Origin of the sequence: Aurantiacibacter gangjinensis (assembly GCF_001886695.1) — a bacterium.
Lineage (GTDB): Bacteria > Pseudomonadota > Alphaproteobacteria > Sphingomonadales > Sphingomonadaceae > Alteraurantiacibacter > Alteraurantiacibacter gangjinensis.
Genome location: NZ_CP018097.1, coordinates 114,681 through 128,505, shown reverse-complemented (window position 1 = coordinate 128,505; position 13,825 = coordinate 114,681). Strand labels below are relative to the sequence as shown.

Below are 13,825 nucleotides of genomic sequence, written 5' to 3'. Positions count from 1 at the left end.
CGCATTAAGATTTTGGCAACCATCGTGTCGCGCGGGAAAGCTAGCATCGGCAGAACTGGCACGGGCCGTGCAATATATTTGGTGTACTTCGAAATCTTCGAATGAGGCGGGGCCACCCTATGGTCCCCAACCAAGTCTCCCGGCTCCGCCTCCCCGAAGATCGAACTCCCGGAAAACCAGATCCATCTTTCGCTCGAAAAGGTGTGTTATTCGGCGGCAGGGGCAGCGACCGGGCTGCCGATCATTCCACTCTGGACAGGCCACATGGTTCCGTCAGTCATCACGCCCAGCGGCATGGGTAGCTGCGCGGACAGGAAGACATGGACCTCGCTCGGCGCGATCTGGCCGTCATGGCTTGCAGGGTAGATCGTCTCGGCAAGGCCGGCGGCGTCACGCTCCCACTCCACCACTTCGCAGGTATCGGTCAGCAATTGCGGGTCGCCCAGCACGCCGAACTCGTCGAAATGCACCTTGTAGTGCTTGCCCAGCGGCCGGAAGCGGGCATCGAAGGGACCGTTCAACACGTAAACATCGAACGCGCCCCGATCGTCGGGCGGCATGGCGAAAGTGAGGGTGGCAAAGGGAATGCGCTGGCCGCCAGGCGTCACATCCTCATTGATGCAGAACGTCACATCCTCATGCGCGATCACCGCGCGCGGCGCCACGATTTGCCCGCGCGCCATGGCGAGGGCATCGCCCTGCAATTCCGGACGCTCGTTGATCGGATAAATCCGCTCCGACAAGATGCGGTAATCGAAAATCTCGTATTCGGCGAAAGCAACCAGTGGCGCATCATCGCCGCCGGGCTGGCCGAAAATTAGGGTGCGCCACGTGTCGGCGGCATCGCCGCGCAGGGCGATTGCGCCCTTGTAGCCGGTGCCGATATCGCCTGCGACCATGCCCTGATACTGTCCCTGCGCCACGCCGGTCGTCCGCAACACTTCCTGCATCAGCTGTCCACGTTCCTGCGCGAAACGTGCGGCCTCTGCCGCTTCGGGCGTTGGAGACGGCACCGCATCCTGCGCGGCAAGCGGCGATGCGAACAGGAGCGTGAGCGGGAGGAGAAGAGCGGTTTTCATGGAGCCTTTGCTAGCGGCGCTTTCCTTAACGGAAACGGACCGCCAGTGGCGGTCCGCGTGAGGTATCGAAAGAGGGCGATGGCTATTCCGCCTTGGCGACCTGTTTTTCGTCCAGCATCTGCTGCAATTCGCCCGCTTCGTACATCTCCATCATGATGTCGCTGCCGCCGACGAATTCGCCTTTGACGTAGAGCTGCGGGATGGTCGGCCAGTCCGAATAGGCCTTGATGCCCTGGCGGACTTCCATGTCCTGCAACACATCCACGCTTTCGAACTGGACCTTGCAATGGTCGAGGATCGACACCGCGCGATTGGAGAAGCCGCATTGCGGAAAAAGCGGCGTGCCTTTCATGAAAAGGACGACATCGTTGTCGCCCACGATCTGTGAAATCCGCTCGTTCGTATTGCCGCTGTTATCGGACATGGTTCCCACCACTGATTGTTATCTGCTGCAATTCAGTTGGGAACGCTGGTATGCAGTTGCAAGGCGTGAAGCTCTCCGCCCATGCGCTCGCCAAGCGCGGCAAACACCATCTTGTGCTGCTGCACGCGGCTCTTTCCGGCAAATTCGGCGGAAGTGACGCGGGCCAGCCAGTGGTCGTTATCATCGACCAGAGCTTCCATCTCGACAGTCGCGTCGGGGATGGCGGCCTTGATCAGCGCCGCGATTTCGTCGGACGGCATGGGCATCGGCGTTACGACTCGCTCATCAACTGGCGCTTGGCTTCGATGGCCTTTTCTTCCAGCTTGGCGCGAACCTGTGCCTCGTCGACGTCGCAGCCTGCCTGCGTCAAATCGCCCACCAGCTTGCGGATCACATCTTCATCGCCTGCCTCTTCGAAGTCTGCCTGCACGACAGCCTTTTTGTAGGCATCGGTTTCTTCCGCGGTCAGGTCCATCAGGCCGGCGGCCCATTCGCCCAGCAAGCGATTGCGGCGTGCGGCGACGCGGAAAGCGGTTTCCTCGTCCATCGCGTATTTGGCTTCTTCGCCTTTCTGGCGGTCCTTGAAATCGGTCATGGAATAGGTCCTCTTGAGTGCGCAATTGCTGCGCTGCTTGATAGGCGGGGGATAGAAGGTGGCGCTCTAGGCCGCAATCCCCGTTCCGCGCGCCAGCCAGGGTTTGGATGCGGCCACGCGCTCTTCGTAATCGGCAATCGCTTCGCCGCGCTCTAGAGTAAGGCCGACTTCGTCCAGCCCGTTCAGCAGACAATGCTTGCGGAAAGGGTCGATATCGAAAATGAAGCGATCCTGGAATGGCGTGGTGACTGTCTGCGCGTCGAGGTCCACGGTGATGGGATCGGTTGCGGCCACTTCCAGCAGCCTGTCGACCGCTTCCTGCGGCAGGGCCACCGCAAGGATGCCGTTCTTGAACGCATTGCCAGCGAAAATGTCGGAGAAGCTGGGCGCGATGACGGCGGCAATACCCATGTCGCGCAGCGCCCATGCGGCGTGTTCGCGGCTGGAGCCGCAACCGAAATTGTCGCCCGCGATCAGGATCGGCGCGCCCGCATATTGCGGCTGGTCGAAAACATTGTCCGGGTCTTCGGCCCGCACCGCTTCGAAAGCGCCTGCGCCCAATCCCTCGCGGCTAATCGTTTTCAGCCAGCGCGCCGGAATGATGAGATCGGTATCGATATTCTTCCGGCCGAAAGGAATGGCGCGGCCTTCGACACAGGTCAGCGCGTCCATCAGTCCGTTTCCGGTTTCTCGCCGCTGGGGATAGGCGGGAGCTGGCCCGGCTCCTCGGCTTTTTTCTTGCGCTTGTTCACATAGAGAAGCGCGGCAGCCACGGCTGCGGAACCGATCGCCGCACCGGCGATGGCGGCCTTTTTCTTGATGTCGTCTGTCATGCGATCAAGATGCTACCACAGGCAGCGCGTTGCAAGCATTAGCGCAGCAATTCACGCACATCGGTAAGGCGTCCGGTGACGGCGGCGGCCGCTGCCATGGCTGGGCTCATCAGATGGGTGCGTGAGCCGGGGCCCTGCCTTCCCACGAAATTGCGATTGCTGGTGGAAGCGCAGCGTTCTCCGGCGGGCACCTTGTCGGGGTTCATGCCAAGGCAGGCCGAACAGCCCGGTTCGCGCCACTCCACCCCTGCATCCCTGAAGATACGGTCCAGTCCCTCCGCCTCCGCCTGCGCTTTCACCAGGCCGGACCCCGGCACGGCGATGGCCCAGCGAACGTTGTCGGCCTTCCTGCGGCCTCGCAGGATGGCGGCGGCTGCGCGCATATCCTCGATGCGGCTATTGGTGCAGCTGCCGATAAAGACATTCTGGACTTCGACTGCGGTCATGCGCGTACCGGGTGCGAGGCCCATATAGTCGAGGCTGGCGCGAGCAGCGTCCTGCTTCGACGGATCGGCGAAGCTTTCGGGCGAGGGGACGGTGCCGCCGATCGCCACGGTGTCCTCGGGGCTGGTGCCCCACGTGACGGTCGGCTCCACATCGGCGGCGTCGATAGTGACGGTGCGATCGAACTCGGCGCCCGGATCGGTTTGCAGGGTGCGCCAATAGCGCAGCGCCGCGCCCCACTCCTCGCCCGACGGCGCGAAAGGCCGACCCTTGAGATAAGCGAACGTCGTGTCATCCGGAGCGATCAGCCCGGCGCGCGCGCCTGCTTCGATACTCATATTGCAGACGGTCAGGCGGCTTTCGACGCTCATCTGCTCGAACACAGCGCCGCGATATTCGATCACATGACCGGTGCCGCCGGCAGTCCCGATGGCGCCGATAATGTGCAGGATCAGGTCTTTCGAGGTGACGCCGAAACCCAACTCGCCTTCCACGCGCACTTCCATGGTCTTGCTCTGCTTCAGCAGCAGGGTTTGGGTGGCAAGGACGTGCTCGACTTCGCTGGTGCCGATGCCGAAGGCCAGCGCGCCGATCCCGCCATGGGCGGCGGTGTGGCTGTCGCCGCAAACAATGGTGCTGCCGGGGAGCGAAAACCCCTGCTCCGGCCCCACGACATGGACGATGCCCTGCTCACGACCGGTCGCGCTGAAATAGCGCACGCCGAAATCGGCGACGTTTTTCTCCAGCGCGGCAAGCTGCTGGGCGCTTTGTGGGTCGGCAATCGGGATAGCTACGCCATTCTGGTCAAGACGCGGCGTGGTGGGCACATTGTGGTCGGGCACGGCCAGAGTGAGTTCAGGCCGGCGGACGGGACGGCCGGCAATGCGCAGCGCCTCGAACGCCTGCGGGCTGGTAACTTCGTGAACGAGGTGCCTGTCTATGAAGATGAGGCAGGTGCCGTCCTCGCGGCGCTCCACCACATGAGCATCCCAGATCTTCTCATAAAGAGTGCGCGGTTTGCTGGCCATCGCGGCTGTCTAGCGGACCGCCAAAAGCGAGCAAGTGAGGAATCCTTCCCCGCTTGCAAGCAATCAGACATTCGTACCGTCAGTAGCGGCGATAACCGCGGCGATCGTCATAGCGACGGTCGCGGCTATAGCGTATGCGATCAAGCGTATAATAGGCTTGATCAATGCGCCCGTTGATTGCTCGTATATCGCTGCGGCTCAGACCATTTCGCGCAAAATTGCGATAGGCTCTCTCCGCCGTATTGAGACGATCATACGCCGCACGCGCTCCGTTCCGCGTGATAGCTCCGTTTCGCCGCGCATGGCGAATGTCGGATGCAAGCCGGTTAAGGCGGCGCTCGATCTGGCGATGGCCGCGCACACCGCGGCGTTCATAATGTGCGCGGCGATCGTCGTAGCGGCCCCGGCGATCCCAACGATCGCCACGATCTCCGCGATAGCGGCGTTCGTAACGATCATCGTCGTCGTCGTCATCATCATCGCCCCAGCGATCCTGGCCATAGGCGGAATAGCTTTCGGCAGAAGCGGCACTCGCGGGGGCCGCAAGACTGATGGCCAGCGGCAGCGTCAGGGCGGCGGCGAGTATTTTAAAATTCTTTTTCATGACACGTCCTCTCAAGCATTTGTCGAGCAGGCGTTCAGAAATATCGCTCCAATTATGAACGAAACCCGTATGGCTATGTTCGGGAATTGTCAGGTAGGGCAAGGCCGGCAGAAAAATTGCGCAAGCGGCACATTTCTTCATGCAATTCGAAGGCTTTCGGTCTAATTGACAGGCATGTCAGCCAAACCATTTGCGATTCCGATCAAGATCCTGCCCGATGATATCGACTTCATGGGGCATGTGAACAATTCCAGATATTTGAACTGGGTGCAGGATGTCGTGCTGCAGCACTGGCAAAAGCTGGCGCCTGCCGAAGAGGTGGCCAGCAAGGCTTGGGTCGCGATCAAGCACGAGATCACCTATCGCCGCCCGGCATTCCTCGATGACGATGTGATTGCCGAAACCGTGCTCGAAAAAATCAAGGGCGCGCGCAGTTTCTACAACACCGTTATCATGCGCGGCGAAGAGGTGCTGGCCGAAGTGCAGAGCATGTGGTGTTGCATCGATAGCGAAACGCTACGCCCGGCGCGCATCAGCCGAGAGATTGCGGAAACCTATTTCGGCCTGCCCGGGAAAGCTGCCGAAAGCTGAGCCGGTTGCGGGGCGGCATTTTGGTTAGGTTCAATTCCGCCGCGATAGATAGTATATCAGACCTATCGTGACCGATACTTCCATCATACGCGCTGCGCCCTTGCCAAGGGCGAAAGGCACGCAGACTGCCATCGGGCTTACCCTGGCCGCGCTGATCGCGGGGCTGTGGCTGGCTGTGCATGTCTGGGCGATCTTCATTTACGAGATCAGCTGGAGCAACTGGCCCGTCGCGCTGGCCGTTGCCGCGCTGCAATGCTGGCTGTCGGTCGGCGTGTTTATCGTGTGCCACGATGCCATGCATGGCTCGCTCGCACCGGGACGGCCCACGCTCAACTCCGCTATCGGCGGCGTGCTGCTGTTCCTCTATGCCGGCTTTGCCTGGCGCAAGATGCGCGCTGCGCATTACGACCATCACCGCCATGCCGGAACGCGCGGCGATCCCGATTTCGATGCCGACAATCCGCGATCCGCGGCGCGCTGGTATGGAACCTTCTTCCGGCGGTATTTCGGCTGGCCGTCCATCCTCTTCGTCTCGAGCGTGGTGACGGTCTATTGGCTGCTGGTGGGCGTGCCGATGGTGCAGATTGTGCTGGTTTACGGCCTGCCCGCCATCGCATCGAGCCTGCAGCTGTTTTATTTCGGCACCTATCGCCCGCACCGGCAAGAGGATGCCGCTTTCGCAGACCGTCACAATGCGCGCTCCAACGCCTATCCTGCTTGGCTCAGCCTCGCCACCTGCTTCCATTTCGGCTATCATCTGGAGCATCACCGCCATCCGGATGTGCCGTGGTGGCAGCTGCCTGCCAAGCGGCGACAGGAAATGATTTCGGAAACCACAGCATGAGCGTGCCAGCCATCCTCGTCACCGTCCTGTCGGCGGTCGTCTTCATGGAGTTCTTCGCCTGGTGGGCGCATAAATATGTGATGCACGGCTGGGGCTGGGCATGGCACCGCGACCATCACGAGCCGCACGACAACAAGCTGGAGAAGAACGACTTGTTCGCCGTCGTTTTCGGCAGCATCGTGGTGGCGATGTTCACCATCGGCTATTTCGTATCGGACACGCTGTGGTGGTTCGCCATGGGCATCACGATTTACGGCCTGATCTACACGATCATCCATGATGGACTGGTGCACCAGCGCTATTTCCGCTGGGTGCCCAAACGCGGCTATGCCAAGCGGCTGGTGCAGGCGCACAAGCTGCACCATGCGACGGTCGGCAAGGAAGGTGGGGTCAGCTTCGGCTTCGTATTCGCGCGCGATCCGGCAAAGCTGAAGGCGGAGCTGCGCCGGCAGCGTGAAGCGGGGACAGCGAAATTGCGCGACAGCGCATCGCTTTAGAAAAAGGGGCGGGGGGCATGTCCGATCAATCGAGCATCAAGGGCCTGTGGACCGGCAGTTTCCAGTATTTTTCCTCTCCCGACGCGGGCGATCATCCCTTCAAGGCCAAAATTTTCGAACGGGATGGCGTGCTGTCGGGCATGGTGATCGAAGAGCATGAAATGGCGCTTCAGTCAGTTCGGGCGGAAATCAAGGGATCGCGCGAGGGGCGCCGGATCACCTTTACCAAGACCTATCTGGAAAGCAGCGAGATCTACAAATCCGCAGTCGAATATGCGGGCGAAATAGCTGCGGATGGCGATACGATCACCGGCACGTGGAAGCTCCCGCATGATGGCGGGCCTTTCACGATGACGCGAGACGCCTCCACCGAAATTTGAGGCGACAAACAAAGAGGCACCGGGCGCGATGCCCGATGCCTCTTTGAATTCGCCGCGATCATGCGGGCCGCCGTTAGCGGGCGTAATTCACATAGAGTCCGTGGATCACGCCGGGGATGAAGCCCAGAAGCGTCAGCACGAGATTCAGCAGTGTCGTGCCACCCAGACCGTGCTTTGCAGCCACACCCAATGGCGGCAGCAGGATGGTGGCGATAAGAATAAGAATATTCATGGGAAACTCCGTATGCAGTATCCCGTCCGTATGCATTTTCAACGGCTTGGCGAGCGGTCTGTTCCGAGCACGGTCCTAAGTCTGTGCCCTTTCACTCGGCGCGCGTCCAAATCCATAGGGCAACCGCCAGCAGAACGAGGATTGTTACCAAGGCAAACGGAAAGCCTATCAACCACGTGGTAAGCGCGCCCGCCAGCGCCATGAAAGCTATGGCGGATATCTTGGCACGGCGCGAGATGCGGCGATGGTCTCGCCAGTCTCGCAGAGGCGGGCCGTAGGCGGGATGGCTTAGCAGCCATGCCTGCCAGCGCGGACTGCCCTTGCCGAAGCACCAGGCCGCGACGATCAGGAATACGAAGCCCGGCAGACCCGGCAGGATCATACCCAGCCAACCCAGCGCCATGAAGAACAGGCCTGCCGCCAGCCAGAGCGGCCGCGCCATGTCAGGCGGCAGCGATCCGCGCGGCGTGTTCTTTCACCAGCGCGATCATATTGGGCACGCCCTGCGTACGGTTGGAGGAAAGCTGGTTTTTCAGGTCGAACGGGGCGAGGGCGCCCATCACATCCATATCCGCCACCTCGGCAGCCGGGCGATCCTGCACGGCGGCGATGACAAGCGCGACAATGCCCTTTGTGATCGCCGCATTGCTGTCTGCAAGGAAATGGAGCTTGTCGCTCTCGCCGGTGGGATAAACCCATACAGAGGCGGAGCACCCGCGCACCAGCGTCGCATCGGTCTTGAGCGCATCGGGCATCGCGTCCAGCTCGCGGCCCAGTTCAATCAGTAGCCGATAGCGTTCATCGCCTTCAAGGAAATCGTATTCTTCGTGAATGTCTTGCAAGGATCTCAAAAAAACACTCCGTTCGCCCTGAGCTTGTCGAAGGGCTGCCCTTCGGTTTCGGCGCTGCGATAGAAGAAAAGGCAATCCTTCGACAAGCTCAGGATGAGCGGTGGGGGGCTTAGAGATCGACGCCGCTTGCGATGGCTTCCAGCTTGCGGATGCGCTCTTTCAAGCTGGCGATCTCGATGCGGGCCATGCCTTCGCTCGATCCGCCTTCGAGTTCGGGCGCGGTTCGCAGCATCTCCAGCTCGCGGTTCTTAAGAGCCAGCCATCCATGCCAGCCACGCAGAGCTGCGGCAGTCAGCATGGCCAGCGCAAGAAGGGTGCTGGCTGCGATCAGAAGGTCGATTTGCGTCATGGTCATATCCTTCCTGCGGTTGCCTGTGATTACTCGTCGCGCAGTTTTTCGATTTCGTCCGCCGTGCGGCGGGCGGGGTCGGTGGCTATGCGTTCCAGCACTTCCAGCCTCTTCTTCAGCGCCTCGCGCTCGCGGCGGGCTTCGTCGCGCTCCTGTTCGAGCGCGCTGCGTTCTTCATCGGCCAGGCCGTTGCCGCGCCGCACATGGTAGGCTCGCGCAACCACGACGATCAGCACGACCAGAACGATTGCCGCCCATACGCTCATTGCGCGGTCTCCTGCCTCGCATCCAGAGTGCGCAGATCCTCGATCTGGCGTGAGAGGTCATTGGATGGATCGGTGACGATCCGCTCCAGCACGCGCAACCGGTCTTCCAGCGCAGCCTGCGTTTCGGTCGGCTGCACGGCCTGTGCGGCCTTGGCTTCCTCGATCCGCGCCTGCAGCTCCAGCTTCTTCTGTTCGTGCTGCTGGACCCGCTGGTTCACGACATAGGCGAAGGGCAGGACCATCGCGATGATGAGGAGAATGAAGCCGAAGATGACGACGAGATCCCAATCCATCAGTTCACTCCCCGCTCGTCACGCAGGCGGTCGATCTCGTGGGACAGCTGGTAGCCGCCATCGGTCACGATCCGCTCCACATTGGCGAGGCGATCTTTCAACGAGCCGAGCTCTGCCTGCAGCGCGGCGTTTTCCTGCGTCAGCAGCTTCACGCGCTCCACGGCCTGGTCGTTCTTGGGGTAGATCGCCTTGCCCCAGCTGTTTTCCAGCGGATAGCCGTTCTTCACCCTGATCCAGGTATTCGCCACCCAGGCCAGCGCGATGAAACCGCAGCCGATACCAAGGCCGACATATCCGAGATAATCCATCACACGCGCTCCTTCGTTTCGATATTCAGCGGTACGCCGTTGTCGCGGGTCTCACGCACCGGGCGGTCGCGCAGCGCCTCGATTTCCTCGGCGACGGTATAGCCCTTGTCGGTCACGATCCGCTCCAGCACGACCATGCGGTCCTGCATCTTCTCCAGCGTCTCAACCAGCTTGGCATTCTGCTCGCGCAATTCCCTGTCGCTGCGCTTTTCGGTGGGCTCGGTCATGCCGCCCCATTCGTCTTCCAGCGAATAGCCGTGCTTGGCGCGGATCCAGTTGTTGACGAGCCATCCGATGGTGCTGATCGCAACCAGCAGGACGACGAAAGTCGGTCCTCCCCAATCCATCATGCTTTCTCCTTACGGGCGAGGTTAAGTGGCACGCCGGCATCGCGATCCTCGGTTTCGCGGGTGTCGCGCAGTGCCTCGATCTGGGTGGCGACGTCATAGCCGCGGTCGGTCACAATCCGCTCCAGTACCTGCACCCGGTCCTCCAGCTGCTGCACGCGGCTTGCATATTGCGCAGCCTTTTCAGCGCTGGAGCTTGCTGTTGCATCTAGCTGTTTCTCAGCAAGTTTCTTCTGATTGTTCATCCACACTATCAGCACGACCATTATGAACGGAGCTAGCGGGATAAGCAGGGCCATATACTCCATGATTTCGGTCCCTCATTTGTATTCATGTTGAGCAGAAGCGTTCAGCGCAGCTGTTCGATTTCCTGCGAGAGGCGCGGATTGGCGGAGACGTAGTAGTTTTCTACGCTGGCCAGGCGCCGGTCGATATCCTTCATCTGCGCGCGGATTTCGCGGGCGGTGCGCTTGGGGCTCTGCCGCACGCGCTGCCAGTACTGCGTTTCATCCGGCGCGGTGTAGAGATGCGCGGGCTTGTTGTTCAGCAGCAGGCCGGCGATCAGGTAGAAGGGGATGATGGAACCGCTTGTCGCGAAGAGCAGGAAGACGGCCATCAGGCGGACCCACAGGGCATTGATCCCGGTGTAGTCGGCGATGCCGGAGCATACGCCCATGATCTTGCCGTTGCGGCGGTCCCTGTAAAGCGTGGTGCGGGGGGTGTTCATGCGCGTTCTCCTTTCTTCTCGGCGAGCATTTCCTCCAGTTCGCGAAGCGGCACGTTGTCGATACTGCGATCGTGCTGCAGGCGCGGGGGCTGGAAATCGGGATTGTCGGATGCGACCAGGCGCTCTACCGTGTCCATCCGCTCATCCAGGCGCTTGGCGAGCTGGTAGAGTTCCTCCAGCAGCGCCTCGTCATCCGTGGTGATGGTGGCGGCGGTCTTCCACTTGGTGATGTAGTGCATGATCACCCATGGCAGGCCCACGAAGATGCAGGCGACGATCAAAATTCCGGTCAGATTGTCCACGGTCTATTCCCTCAGTCTTTCTTGCTGCCAGCGTCAGCGCCCTTGTCCGGGTGGCGCAGCGCGCGCTTCATGGCTTCCAGTTCGTCATTCACCTTGTCGCTGCCTTCGAGGGCGGCGAATTCATCGGCGAGGCTCTTCTGGCCGCTTTCGATGCCAAGGGCATCGGCATGGCCTTCCGCATAATCGACGCGGCGCTCCAGCTGGTCGAAGCGGGCATGGGCATCGCTCATGCGGTCGCTCGTCATCAGGCTGCGCATCTTGACGCGGTTTTCAGCACTTTCGAGACGGGCGGAGATTTGCGTCTGCCGGCTGCGGGCTTCGCGCAGGCGATGCTGCAGCTTGGCAATGTCCTGTTCGTAAGCGCGCAGCGCATCGTCCAGCACAGCGATCTCCTGCTTCAGCTGATCGGCCGTGTCGGCAGCCTTGCGCTTTTCCATCAGCGCAGCACGCGCCAGGTCTTCGCGATCCTTGCTGAGCGCCAGCTGGGCCTTCTCGGTCCAGTCGGCCTGCAAGCGGTCCAGCTTCACCGTATGGCGATGCATTTCCTTCTGGTCGGCAATCGTGCGCGCGGCGCTGGCCCGCACTTCCACCAGCGTCTCTTCCATTTCCAGGATGATCATCCGGATCATCTTCGACGGGTCGTCCGCCTGATCGAGAAGCTCGGTAAAGTTGGCAGCGATGATATCGCGGGTACGAGAGAAAATGCCCATCAAGGGTCCTCCGATATTAAGCGAGTTGGCCGTCGGCGTAGGGCTGGTACGCATACGCTCGATCTCGCGATCGAGACGCGTGCCTACCGGCATCGCCCTTCCGCCCAGCGGCGTCAACGGGTTGGGGGTCTTGTCGCTCACGCCAGCTCCACGACAGGCGCACCGATCAGCATCGTCTGCGCTTCGGGTGCGGGCACCATGCCGACAAAGATCGTGAACGCGATCATCGCGGCCACACTCACCATGGCGGCGTGGCCGAGTTTGCTGGTGAAGAAGCGTTGATCGAACATTGTGTTTCCTCCAATTCCCTTTCTGTCCGATGAATTGCAGGAAGCGTGCCAAACTGCGCGAGGCGCAGAAATCTGCGGATTTTGACTCCTTTCCGGAAAAGGCGATTGGCGCCTATTGCCAAGCATTGGGAAATTTCACTATATCTCGGCCATGGATCGGGAAAACCAGTTTATCGGCCAGTCCGGCGCCTTCCTCGACGCGGTGGAGCGGGCGAGCCGTGCTGCCCCCATGGCGCGCCCCGTATTGGTGATCGGAGAGCGCGGCACCGGCAAGGAACTGATTGCCGAGCGCCTTCACCGCCTGTCCGATCGCTGGGAAGAGCCGCTGGTCACCATGAACTGCGCGGCGCTGCCCGAAACGCTGATCGAAGCCGAATTGTTCGGCCACGAACAGGGTGCGTTCACAGGCGCTACCAGAGCGCGGGAAGGCAGGTTTGAGGAAGCCGACCGGGGCACGTTATTTCTCGACGAACTGGGTACGCTTTCCATGGGCGCGCAGGAAAGGCTGCTGCGCGCAGTCGAGTATGGCGAGGTGACTCGCATCGGATCGAGCCGCGCGACCAAGGTCGATGTGCGCATCGTTGCCGCCACCAATGAAGACCTGCCGCGCCGCGCGCAGGAAGGGACCTTCCGCCCGGATCTGCTCGACCGGCTCAGTTTCGAAGTCATCACCTTGCCGCCCTTGCGCGTGCGCGAAGGCGATATCGAAGTGCTGGCCGACTATTTCGGTCGGCGCATGGCCGCAGAGCTCAGGTGGGACGAATGGCCGGGCTTCGCCGACGCCGTATCCAGCCAGCTGGAAAATCATCCCTGGCCCGGCAATGTGCGCGAATTGCGCAATGTGGTGGAGCGCGCCGTCTATCGCTGGGACAGCTGGGAACAGCCCATCGGTGAGGTTGTGTTCGACCCGTTCGAGTCGCCGTGGAAGCCGCTTTCCACCGCCACGCCCGCCAAGGAGGCTGCTCCTGCCGCCAATGGCGCTACCCCGACCATCACCCCGCGCCTTGAGAAGGTCGACGACCTGCGCGCTGCGGTCGACGACCACGAGAAAGCCATCGTCGAGCACGCGCTCGCCGCCAATCGCTGGAACCAGCGCCAGACCGCCAAGGCGCTTGGCCTCAGCTACGACCAGCTGCGCCACTGCATAAAGAAGCACGGATTGTCGGACGGCTAACCGCTCGCAAGAAGGTTCATAATGGACCGCGCGCTAAGGGTCTGTTTACCAATCGCAGTCATAAATGGTTTGTCCGTGATCGGCTCAATGCTGGTCCGGACCAATAAGCCTATGCCCAAGACACCCGTCCTTCTCGCCGAACCGGCCTCCTCGATCCGCCGCCCTACAGCGCGTGTCGACAAGCGTGCGGCGGTGATCAACGGTGTGATCTTCATCGTCGCGATCATCGTGGTGCTGTTCTTCCTGCTGGGCGGCATTGGCGGCAGCGATGCCGATCGCCCGGACAGTCTGGCCGTGACGGCCGAAACCGATGCTGCAGACGCCAGCTCCGATGCATTGTTCGATCCCGTGCCGATGGCCGCTGCGGAAGACGACTATGTCGTCGGCTCCTTCGGCGATCCGGTGGCGGACCTCTATCTCGACGATGCCGGCGGCTGGGGCAGCAGCGCGCTCGACGATATGCGCAGCGAAACCGCGCGAGAGGCAGAAGAGGCGGCAACCCCCAGCGGGACAATTTCCCGCGGTCGCGGCGCCCGGCGCAATTAGTCCGCGCTCCCCGTCAACATTGCGGCAATAGGGCTTGCCAAAGCCGCGCATGCCGCCTATCTGGCCATCCATCCCGACATTGTCGTGACACAGTAGCGCTGGCGCCGCGAG

27 protein-coding genes are annotated in these 13,825 nt (G+C 61.4%); 6 read left to right on the top strand and 21 right to left on the bottom strand.

Features of this window, described 5'->3' with window-relative positions:
• Positions 1-206: 206 nt before the first annotated feature.
• The 8 genes from BMF35_RS00615 to BMF35_RS00580 all read right to left on the bottom strand — a co-directional run bounded on the left by BMF35_RS00615 (position 207) and on the right by BMF35_RS00580 (position 5,007).
• Positions 207-1,079, bottom strand: coding sequence for a hypothetical protein (locus BMF35_RS00615; RefSeq protein ID WP_047006253.1), 873 nt, complete (start codon positions 1,077-1,079; stop codon positions 207-209).
• Between the two features lie 82 nt (positions 1,080-1,161).
• Positions 1,162-1,503 carry a Grx4 family monothiol glutaredoxin gene (grxD, locus tag BMF35_RS00610; protein ID WP_047006252.1) on the bottom strand — a complete coding sequence of 114 codons (342 nt, stop codon included), beginning with the start codon at positions 1,501-1,503 and terminating at the stop codon, positions 1,162-1,164.
• A 32-nt stretch (positions 1,504-1,535) separates the two neighbouring features.
• Positions 1,536-1,769: a BolA/IbaG family iron-sulfur metabolism protein gene (locus BMF35_RS00605; RefSeq protein ID WP_047006251.1), complete on the bottom strand. Its 234-nt coding sequence runs from the start codon at positions 1,767-1,769 to the stop codon at positions 1,536-1,538.
• 5 nt (positions 1,770-1,774) lie between these two features.
• Positions 1,775-2,098, bottom strand: coding sequence for a DUF1476 domain-containing protein (locus BMF35_RS00600; protein WP_047006250.1), 324 nt, complete (start codon positions 2,096-2,098; stop codon positions 1,775-1,777).
• Between the two features lie 66 nt (positions 2,099-2,164).
• Positions 2,165-2,770 carry a 3-isopropylmalate dehydratase small subunit gene (leuD, locus tag BMF35_RS00595; protein ID WP_047006249.1) on the bottom strand — a complete coding sequence of 202 codons (606 nt, stop codon included), beginning with the start codon at positions 2,768-2,770 and terminating at the stop codon, positions 2,165-2,167.
• Positions 2,770-2,931 carry a hypothetical protein gene (locus tag BMF35_RS00590; protein ID WP_047006248.1) on the bottom strand — a complete coding sequence of 54 codons (162 nt, stop codon included), beginning with the start codon at positions 2,929-2,931 and terminating at the stop codon, positions 2,770-2,772. Before BMF35_RS00590 ends, leuD begins: the two co-directional genes overlap by 1 nt.
• Before the next feature lie 38 nt (positions 2,932-2,969).
• Positions 2,970-4,403, bottom strand: coding sequence for a 3-isopropylmalate dehydratase large subunit (leuC, locus tag BMF35_RS00585; protein ID WP_047006247.1), 1,434 nt, complete (start codon positions 4,401-4,403; stop codon positions 2,970-2,972).
• 79 nt (positions 4,404-4,482) lie between these two features.
• Positions 4,483-5,007, bottom strand: a complete 525-nt coding sequence (locus BMF35_RS00580) for a hypothetical protein (protein WP_047006246.1) — start codon at positions 5,005-5,007, stop codon at positions 4,483-4,485.
• Positions 5,008-5,181: 174 nt separating this feature from the next.
• On the opposite strand from BMF35_RS00580, the gene BMF35_RS00575 reads away from it, so the two are divergent.
• The 4 genes from BMF35_RS00575 (at position 5,182) to BMF35_RS00560 (ending at position 7,319) form a co-directional block, all read left to right on the top strand.
• A complete protein-coding gene (locus tag BMF35_RS00575) occupies positions 5,182-5,598 on the top strand; it encodes an acyl-CoA thioesterase (protein ID WP_047006245.1) in 417 nt (138 codons plus the stop codon).
• Between the two features lie 67 nt (positions 5,599-5,665).
• Positions 5,666-6,442 carry a fatty acid desaturase gene (locus BMF35_RS00570; RefSeq protein ID WP_236781532.1) on the top strand — a complete coding sequence of 259 codons (777 nt, stop codon included), beginning with the start codon at positions 5,666-5,668 and terminating at the stop codon, positions 6,440-6,442.
• Positions 6,439-6,939 carry a sterol desaturase family protein gene (locus BMF35_RS00565; protein WP_047006244.1) on the top strand — a complete coding sequence of 167 codons (501 nt, stop codon included), beginning with the start codon at positions 6,439-6,441 and terminating at the stop codon, positions 6,937-6,939. The genes BMF35_RS00570 and BMF35_RS00565 overlap by 4 nt, the downstream gene beginning before the upstream one ends.
• 17 nt (positions 6,940-6,956) lie before the next feature.
• Entirely contained in the window at positions 6,957-7,319 is a 363-nt protein-coding gene (locus BMF35_RS00560) for a hypothetical protein (RefSeq protein ID WP_052765955.1), read from the top strand.
• 73 nt (positions 7,320-7,392) lie between these two features.
• Here the strand turns inward: BMF35_RS00560 and BMF35_RS00555 are convergent, their stop codons facing one another.
• The 13 genes from BMF35_RS00555 to BMF35_RS13480 all read right to left on the bottom strand — a co-directional run bounded on the left by BMF35_RS00555 (position 7,393) and on the right by BMF35_RS13480 (position 11,994).
• Positions 7,393-7,551, bottom strand: a complete 159-nt coding sequence (locus tag BMF35_RS00555; protein WP_047006243.1) for a YqaE/Pmp3 family membrane protein — start codon at positions 7,549-7,551, stop codon at positions 7,393-7,395.
• 91 nt (positions 7,552-7,642) lie between these two features.
• Positions 7,643-7,993, bottom strand: a complete 351-nt coding sequence (locus BMF35_RS00550; protein WP_047006242.1) for a YbaN family protein — start codon at positions 7,991-7,993, stop codon at positions 7,643-7,645.
• A 1-nt stretch (position 7,994) separates the two neighbouring features.
• Entirely contained in the window at positions 7,995-8,402 is a 408-nt protein-coding gene (locus tag BMF35_RS00545; protein ID WP_047006241.1) for a SufE family protein, read from the bottom strand.
• Between the two features lie 109 nt (positions 8,403-8,511).
• A complete protein-coding gene (locus BMF35_RS00540; protein WP_335622562.1) occupies positions 8,512-8,751 on the bottom strand; it encodes a hypothetical protein in 240 nt (79 codons plus the stop codon).
• A gap of 29 nt (positions 8,752-8,780) precedes the next feature.
• Entirely contained in the window at positions 8,781-9,017 is a 237-nt protein-coding gene (locus tag BMF35_RS00535) for a hypothetical protein (RefSeq protein ID WP_047006239.1), read from the bottom strand.
• On the bottom strand, positions 9,014-9,310 hold the full coding sequence (locus BMF35_RS00530; RefSeq protein ID WP_047006238.1) for a hypothetical protein: 297 nt from the start codon (positions 9,308-9,310) through the stop codon (positions 9,014-9,016). Before BMF35_RS00530 ends, BMF35_RS00535 begins: the two co-directional genes overlap by 4 nt.
• On the bottom strand, positions 9,310-9,618 hold the full coding sequence (locus BMF35_RS00525; protein ID WP_047006237.1) for a cell division protein ZapB: 309 nt from the start codon (positions 9,616-9,618) through the stop codon (positions 9,310-9,312). Before BMF35_RS00525 ends, BMF35_RS00530 begins: the two co-directional genes overlap by 1 nt.
• Positions 9,618-9,968: a hypothetical protein gene (locus BMF35_RS00520; RefSeq protein ID WP_335622561.1), complete on the bottom strand. Its 351-nt coding sequence runs from the start codon at positions 9,966-9,968 to the stop codon at positions 9,618-9,620. Before BMF35_RS00520 ends, BMF35_RS00525 begins: the two co-directional genes overlap by 1 nt.
• On the bottom strand, positions 9,965-10,264 hold the full coding sequence (locus BMF35_RS00515; RefSeq protein WP_418202096.1) for a hypothetical protein: 300 nt from the start codon (positions 10,262-10,264) through the stop codon (positions 9,965-9,967). Before BMF35_RS00515 ends, BMF35_RS00520 begins: the two co-directional genes overlap by 4 nt.
• Positions 10,265-10,314: 50 nt before the next feature.
• Positions 10,315-10,692 (bottom strand): envelope stress response membrane protein PspC, encoded by a 378-nt coding sequence (gene pspC, locus BMF35_RS00510; protein WP_047006234.1) that lies wholly within the window; start codon positions 10,690-10,692, stop codon positions 10,315-10,317.
• Positions 10,689-10,994: an envelope stress response membrane protein PspB gene (gene pspB / locus BMF35_RS00505; RefSeq protein ID WP_418202095.1), complete on the bottom strand. Its 306-nt coding sequence runs from the start codon at positions 10,992-10,994 to the stop codon at positions 10,689-10,691. The genes pspC and pspB overlap by 4 nt, the downstream gene beginning before the upstream one ends.
• 11 nt (positions 10,995-11,005) lie before the next feature.
• On the bottom strand, positions 11,006-11,797 hold the full coding sequence (gene pspA / locus BMF35_RS00500) for a phage shock protein PspA (RefSeq protein WP_047006601.1): 792 nt from the start codon (positions 11,795-11,797) through the stop codon (positions 11,006-11,008).
• A gap of 44 nt (positions 11,798-11,841) precedes the next feature.
• Positions 11,842-11,994 carry a hypothetical protein gene (locus BMF35_RS13480; protein WP_156172067.1) on the bottom strand — a complete coding sequence of 51 codons (153 nt, stop codon included), beginning with the start codon at positions 11,992-11,994 and terminating at the stop codon, positions 11,842-11,844.
• A 151-nt stretch (positions 11,995-12,145) separates the two neighbouring features.
• Between BMF35_RS13480 and pspF the strand changes: the two genes are divergently transcribed.
• Positions 12,146-13,168, top strand: a complete 1,023-nt coding sequence (gene pspF / locus BMF35_RS00495) for a phage shock protein operon transcriptional activator (protein WP_047006233.1) — start codon at positions 12,146-12,148, stop codon at positions 13,166-13,168.
• A 111-nt stretch (positions 13,169-13,279) separates the two neighbouring features.
• The gene (locus BMF35_RS00490) at positions 13,280-13,714 is read left to right on the top strand and encodes a hypothetical protein (protein WP_156172066.1); all 435 of its coding nucleotides are present in this window, start codon (positions 13,280-13,282) and stop codon (positions 13,712-13,714) included.
• Positions 13,715-13,825: the final 111 nt, after the last annotated feature.

Coding starts and splice junctions, on each gene's coding strand:
- BMF35_RS00525 (WP_047006237.1), bottom strand. CDS start 9,618: ATGGATTATCTCGGATATGTCGGCCTTGGTATCGGCTGCGGTTTCATC.
- BMF35_RS13480 (WP_156172067.1), bottom strand. CDS start 11,994: ATGTTCGATCAACGCTTCTTCACCAGCAAACTCGGCCACGCCGCCATG.
- BMF35_RS00590 (WP_047006248.1), bottom strand. CDS start 2,931: ATGACAGACGACATCAAGAAAAAGGCCGCCATCGCCGGTGCGGCGATC.
- pspC (WP_047006234.1), bottom strand. CDS start 10,692: ATGAACACCCCCCGCACCACGCTTTACAGGGACCGCCGCAACGGCAAG.
- BMF35_RS00615 (WP_047006253.1), bottom strand. CDS start 1,079: ATGAAAACCGCTCTTCTCCTCCCGCTCACGCTCCTGTTCGCATCGCCG.
- leuD (WP_047006249.1), bottom strand. CDS start 2,770: ATGGACGCGCTGACCTGTGTCGAAGGCCGCGCCATTCCTTTCGGCCGG.
- BMF35_RS00520 (WP_335622561.1), bottom strand. CDS start 9,968: ATGATGGATTGGGGAGGACCGACTTTCGTCGTCCTGCTGGTTGCGATC.
- BMF35_RS00490 (WP_156172066.1), top strand. CDS start 13,280: ATGCCCAAGACACCCGTCCTTCTCGCCGAACCGGCCTCCTCGATCCGC.
- BMF35_RS00575 (WP_047006245.1), top strand. CDS start 5,182: ATGTCAGCCAAACCATTTGCGATTCCGATCAAGATCCTGCCCGATGAT.
- BMF35_RS00600 (WP_047006250.1), bottom strand. CDS start 2,098: ATGACCGATTTCAAGGACCGCCAGAAAGGCGAAGAAGCCAAATACGCG.
- leuC (WP_047006247.1), bottom strand. CDS start 4,403: ATGGCCAGCAAACCGCGCACTCTTTATGAGAAGATCTGGGATGCTCAT.
- pspA (WP_047006601.1), bottom strand. CDS start 11,797: ATGCCGGTAGGCACGCGTCTCGATCGCGAGATCGAGCGTATGCGTACC.
- BMF35_RS00555 (WP_047006243.1), bottom strand. CDS start 7,551: ATGAATATTCTTATTCTTATCGCCACCATCCTGCTGCCGCCATTGGGT.
- pspF (WP_047006233.1), top strand. CDS start 12,146: ATGGATCGGGAAAACCAGTTTATCGGCCAGTCCGGCGCCTTCCTCGAC.
- BMF35_RS00515 (WP_418202096.1), bottom strand. CDS start 10,264: ATGGCCCTGCTTATCCCGCTAGCTCCGTTCATAATGGTCGTGCTGATA.
- BMF35_RS00560 (WP_052765955.1), top strand. CDS start 6,957: ATGTCCGATCAATCGAGCATCAAGGGCCTGTGGACCGGCAGTTTCCAG.
- BMF35_RS00535 (WP_047006239.1), bottom strand. CDS start 9,017: ATGAGCGTATGGGCGGCAATCGTTCTGGTCGTGCTGATCGTCGTGGTT.
- grxD (WP_047006252.1), bottom strand. CDS start 1,503: ATGTCCGATAACAGCGGCAATACGAACGAGCGGATTTCACAGATCGTG.
- BMF35_RS00565 (WP_047006244.1), top strand. CDS start 6,439: ATGAGCGTGCCAGCCATCCTCGTCACCGTCCTGTCGGCGGTCGTCTTC.
- BMF35_RS00540 (WP_335622562.1), bottom strand. CDS start 8,751: ATGACGCAAATCGACCTTCTGATCGCAGCCAGCACCCTTCTTGCGCTG.
- BMF35_RS00580 (WP_047006246.1), bottom strand. CDS start 5,007: ATGAAAAAGAATTTTAAAATACTCGCCGCCGCCCTGACGCTGCCGCTG.
- BMF35_RS00530 (WP_047006238.1), bottom strand. CDS start 9,310: ATGGATTGGGATCTCGTCGTCATCTTCGGCTTCATTCTCCTCATCATC.
- BMF35_RS00550 (WP_047006242.1), bottom strand. CDS start 7,993: ATGGCGCGGCCGCTCTGGCTGGCGGCAGGCCTGTTCTTCATGGCGCTG.
- BMF35_RS00605 (WP_047006251.1), bottom strand. CDS start 1,769: ATGCCCATGCCGTCCGACGAAATCGCGGCGCTGATCAAGGCCGCCATC.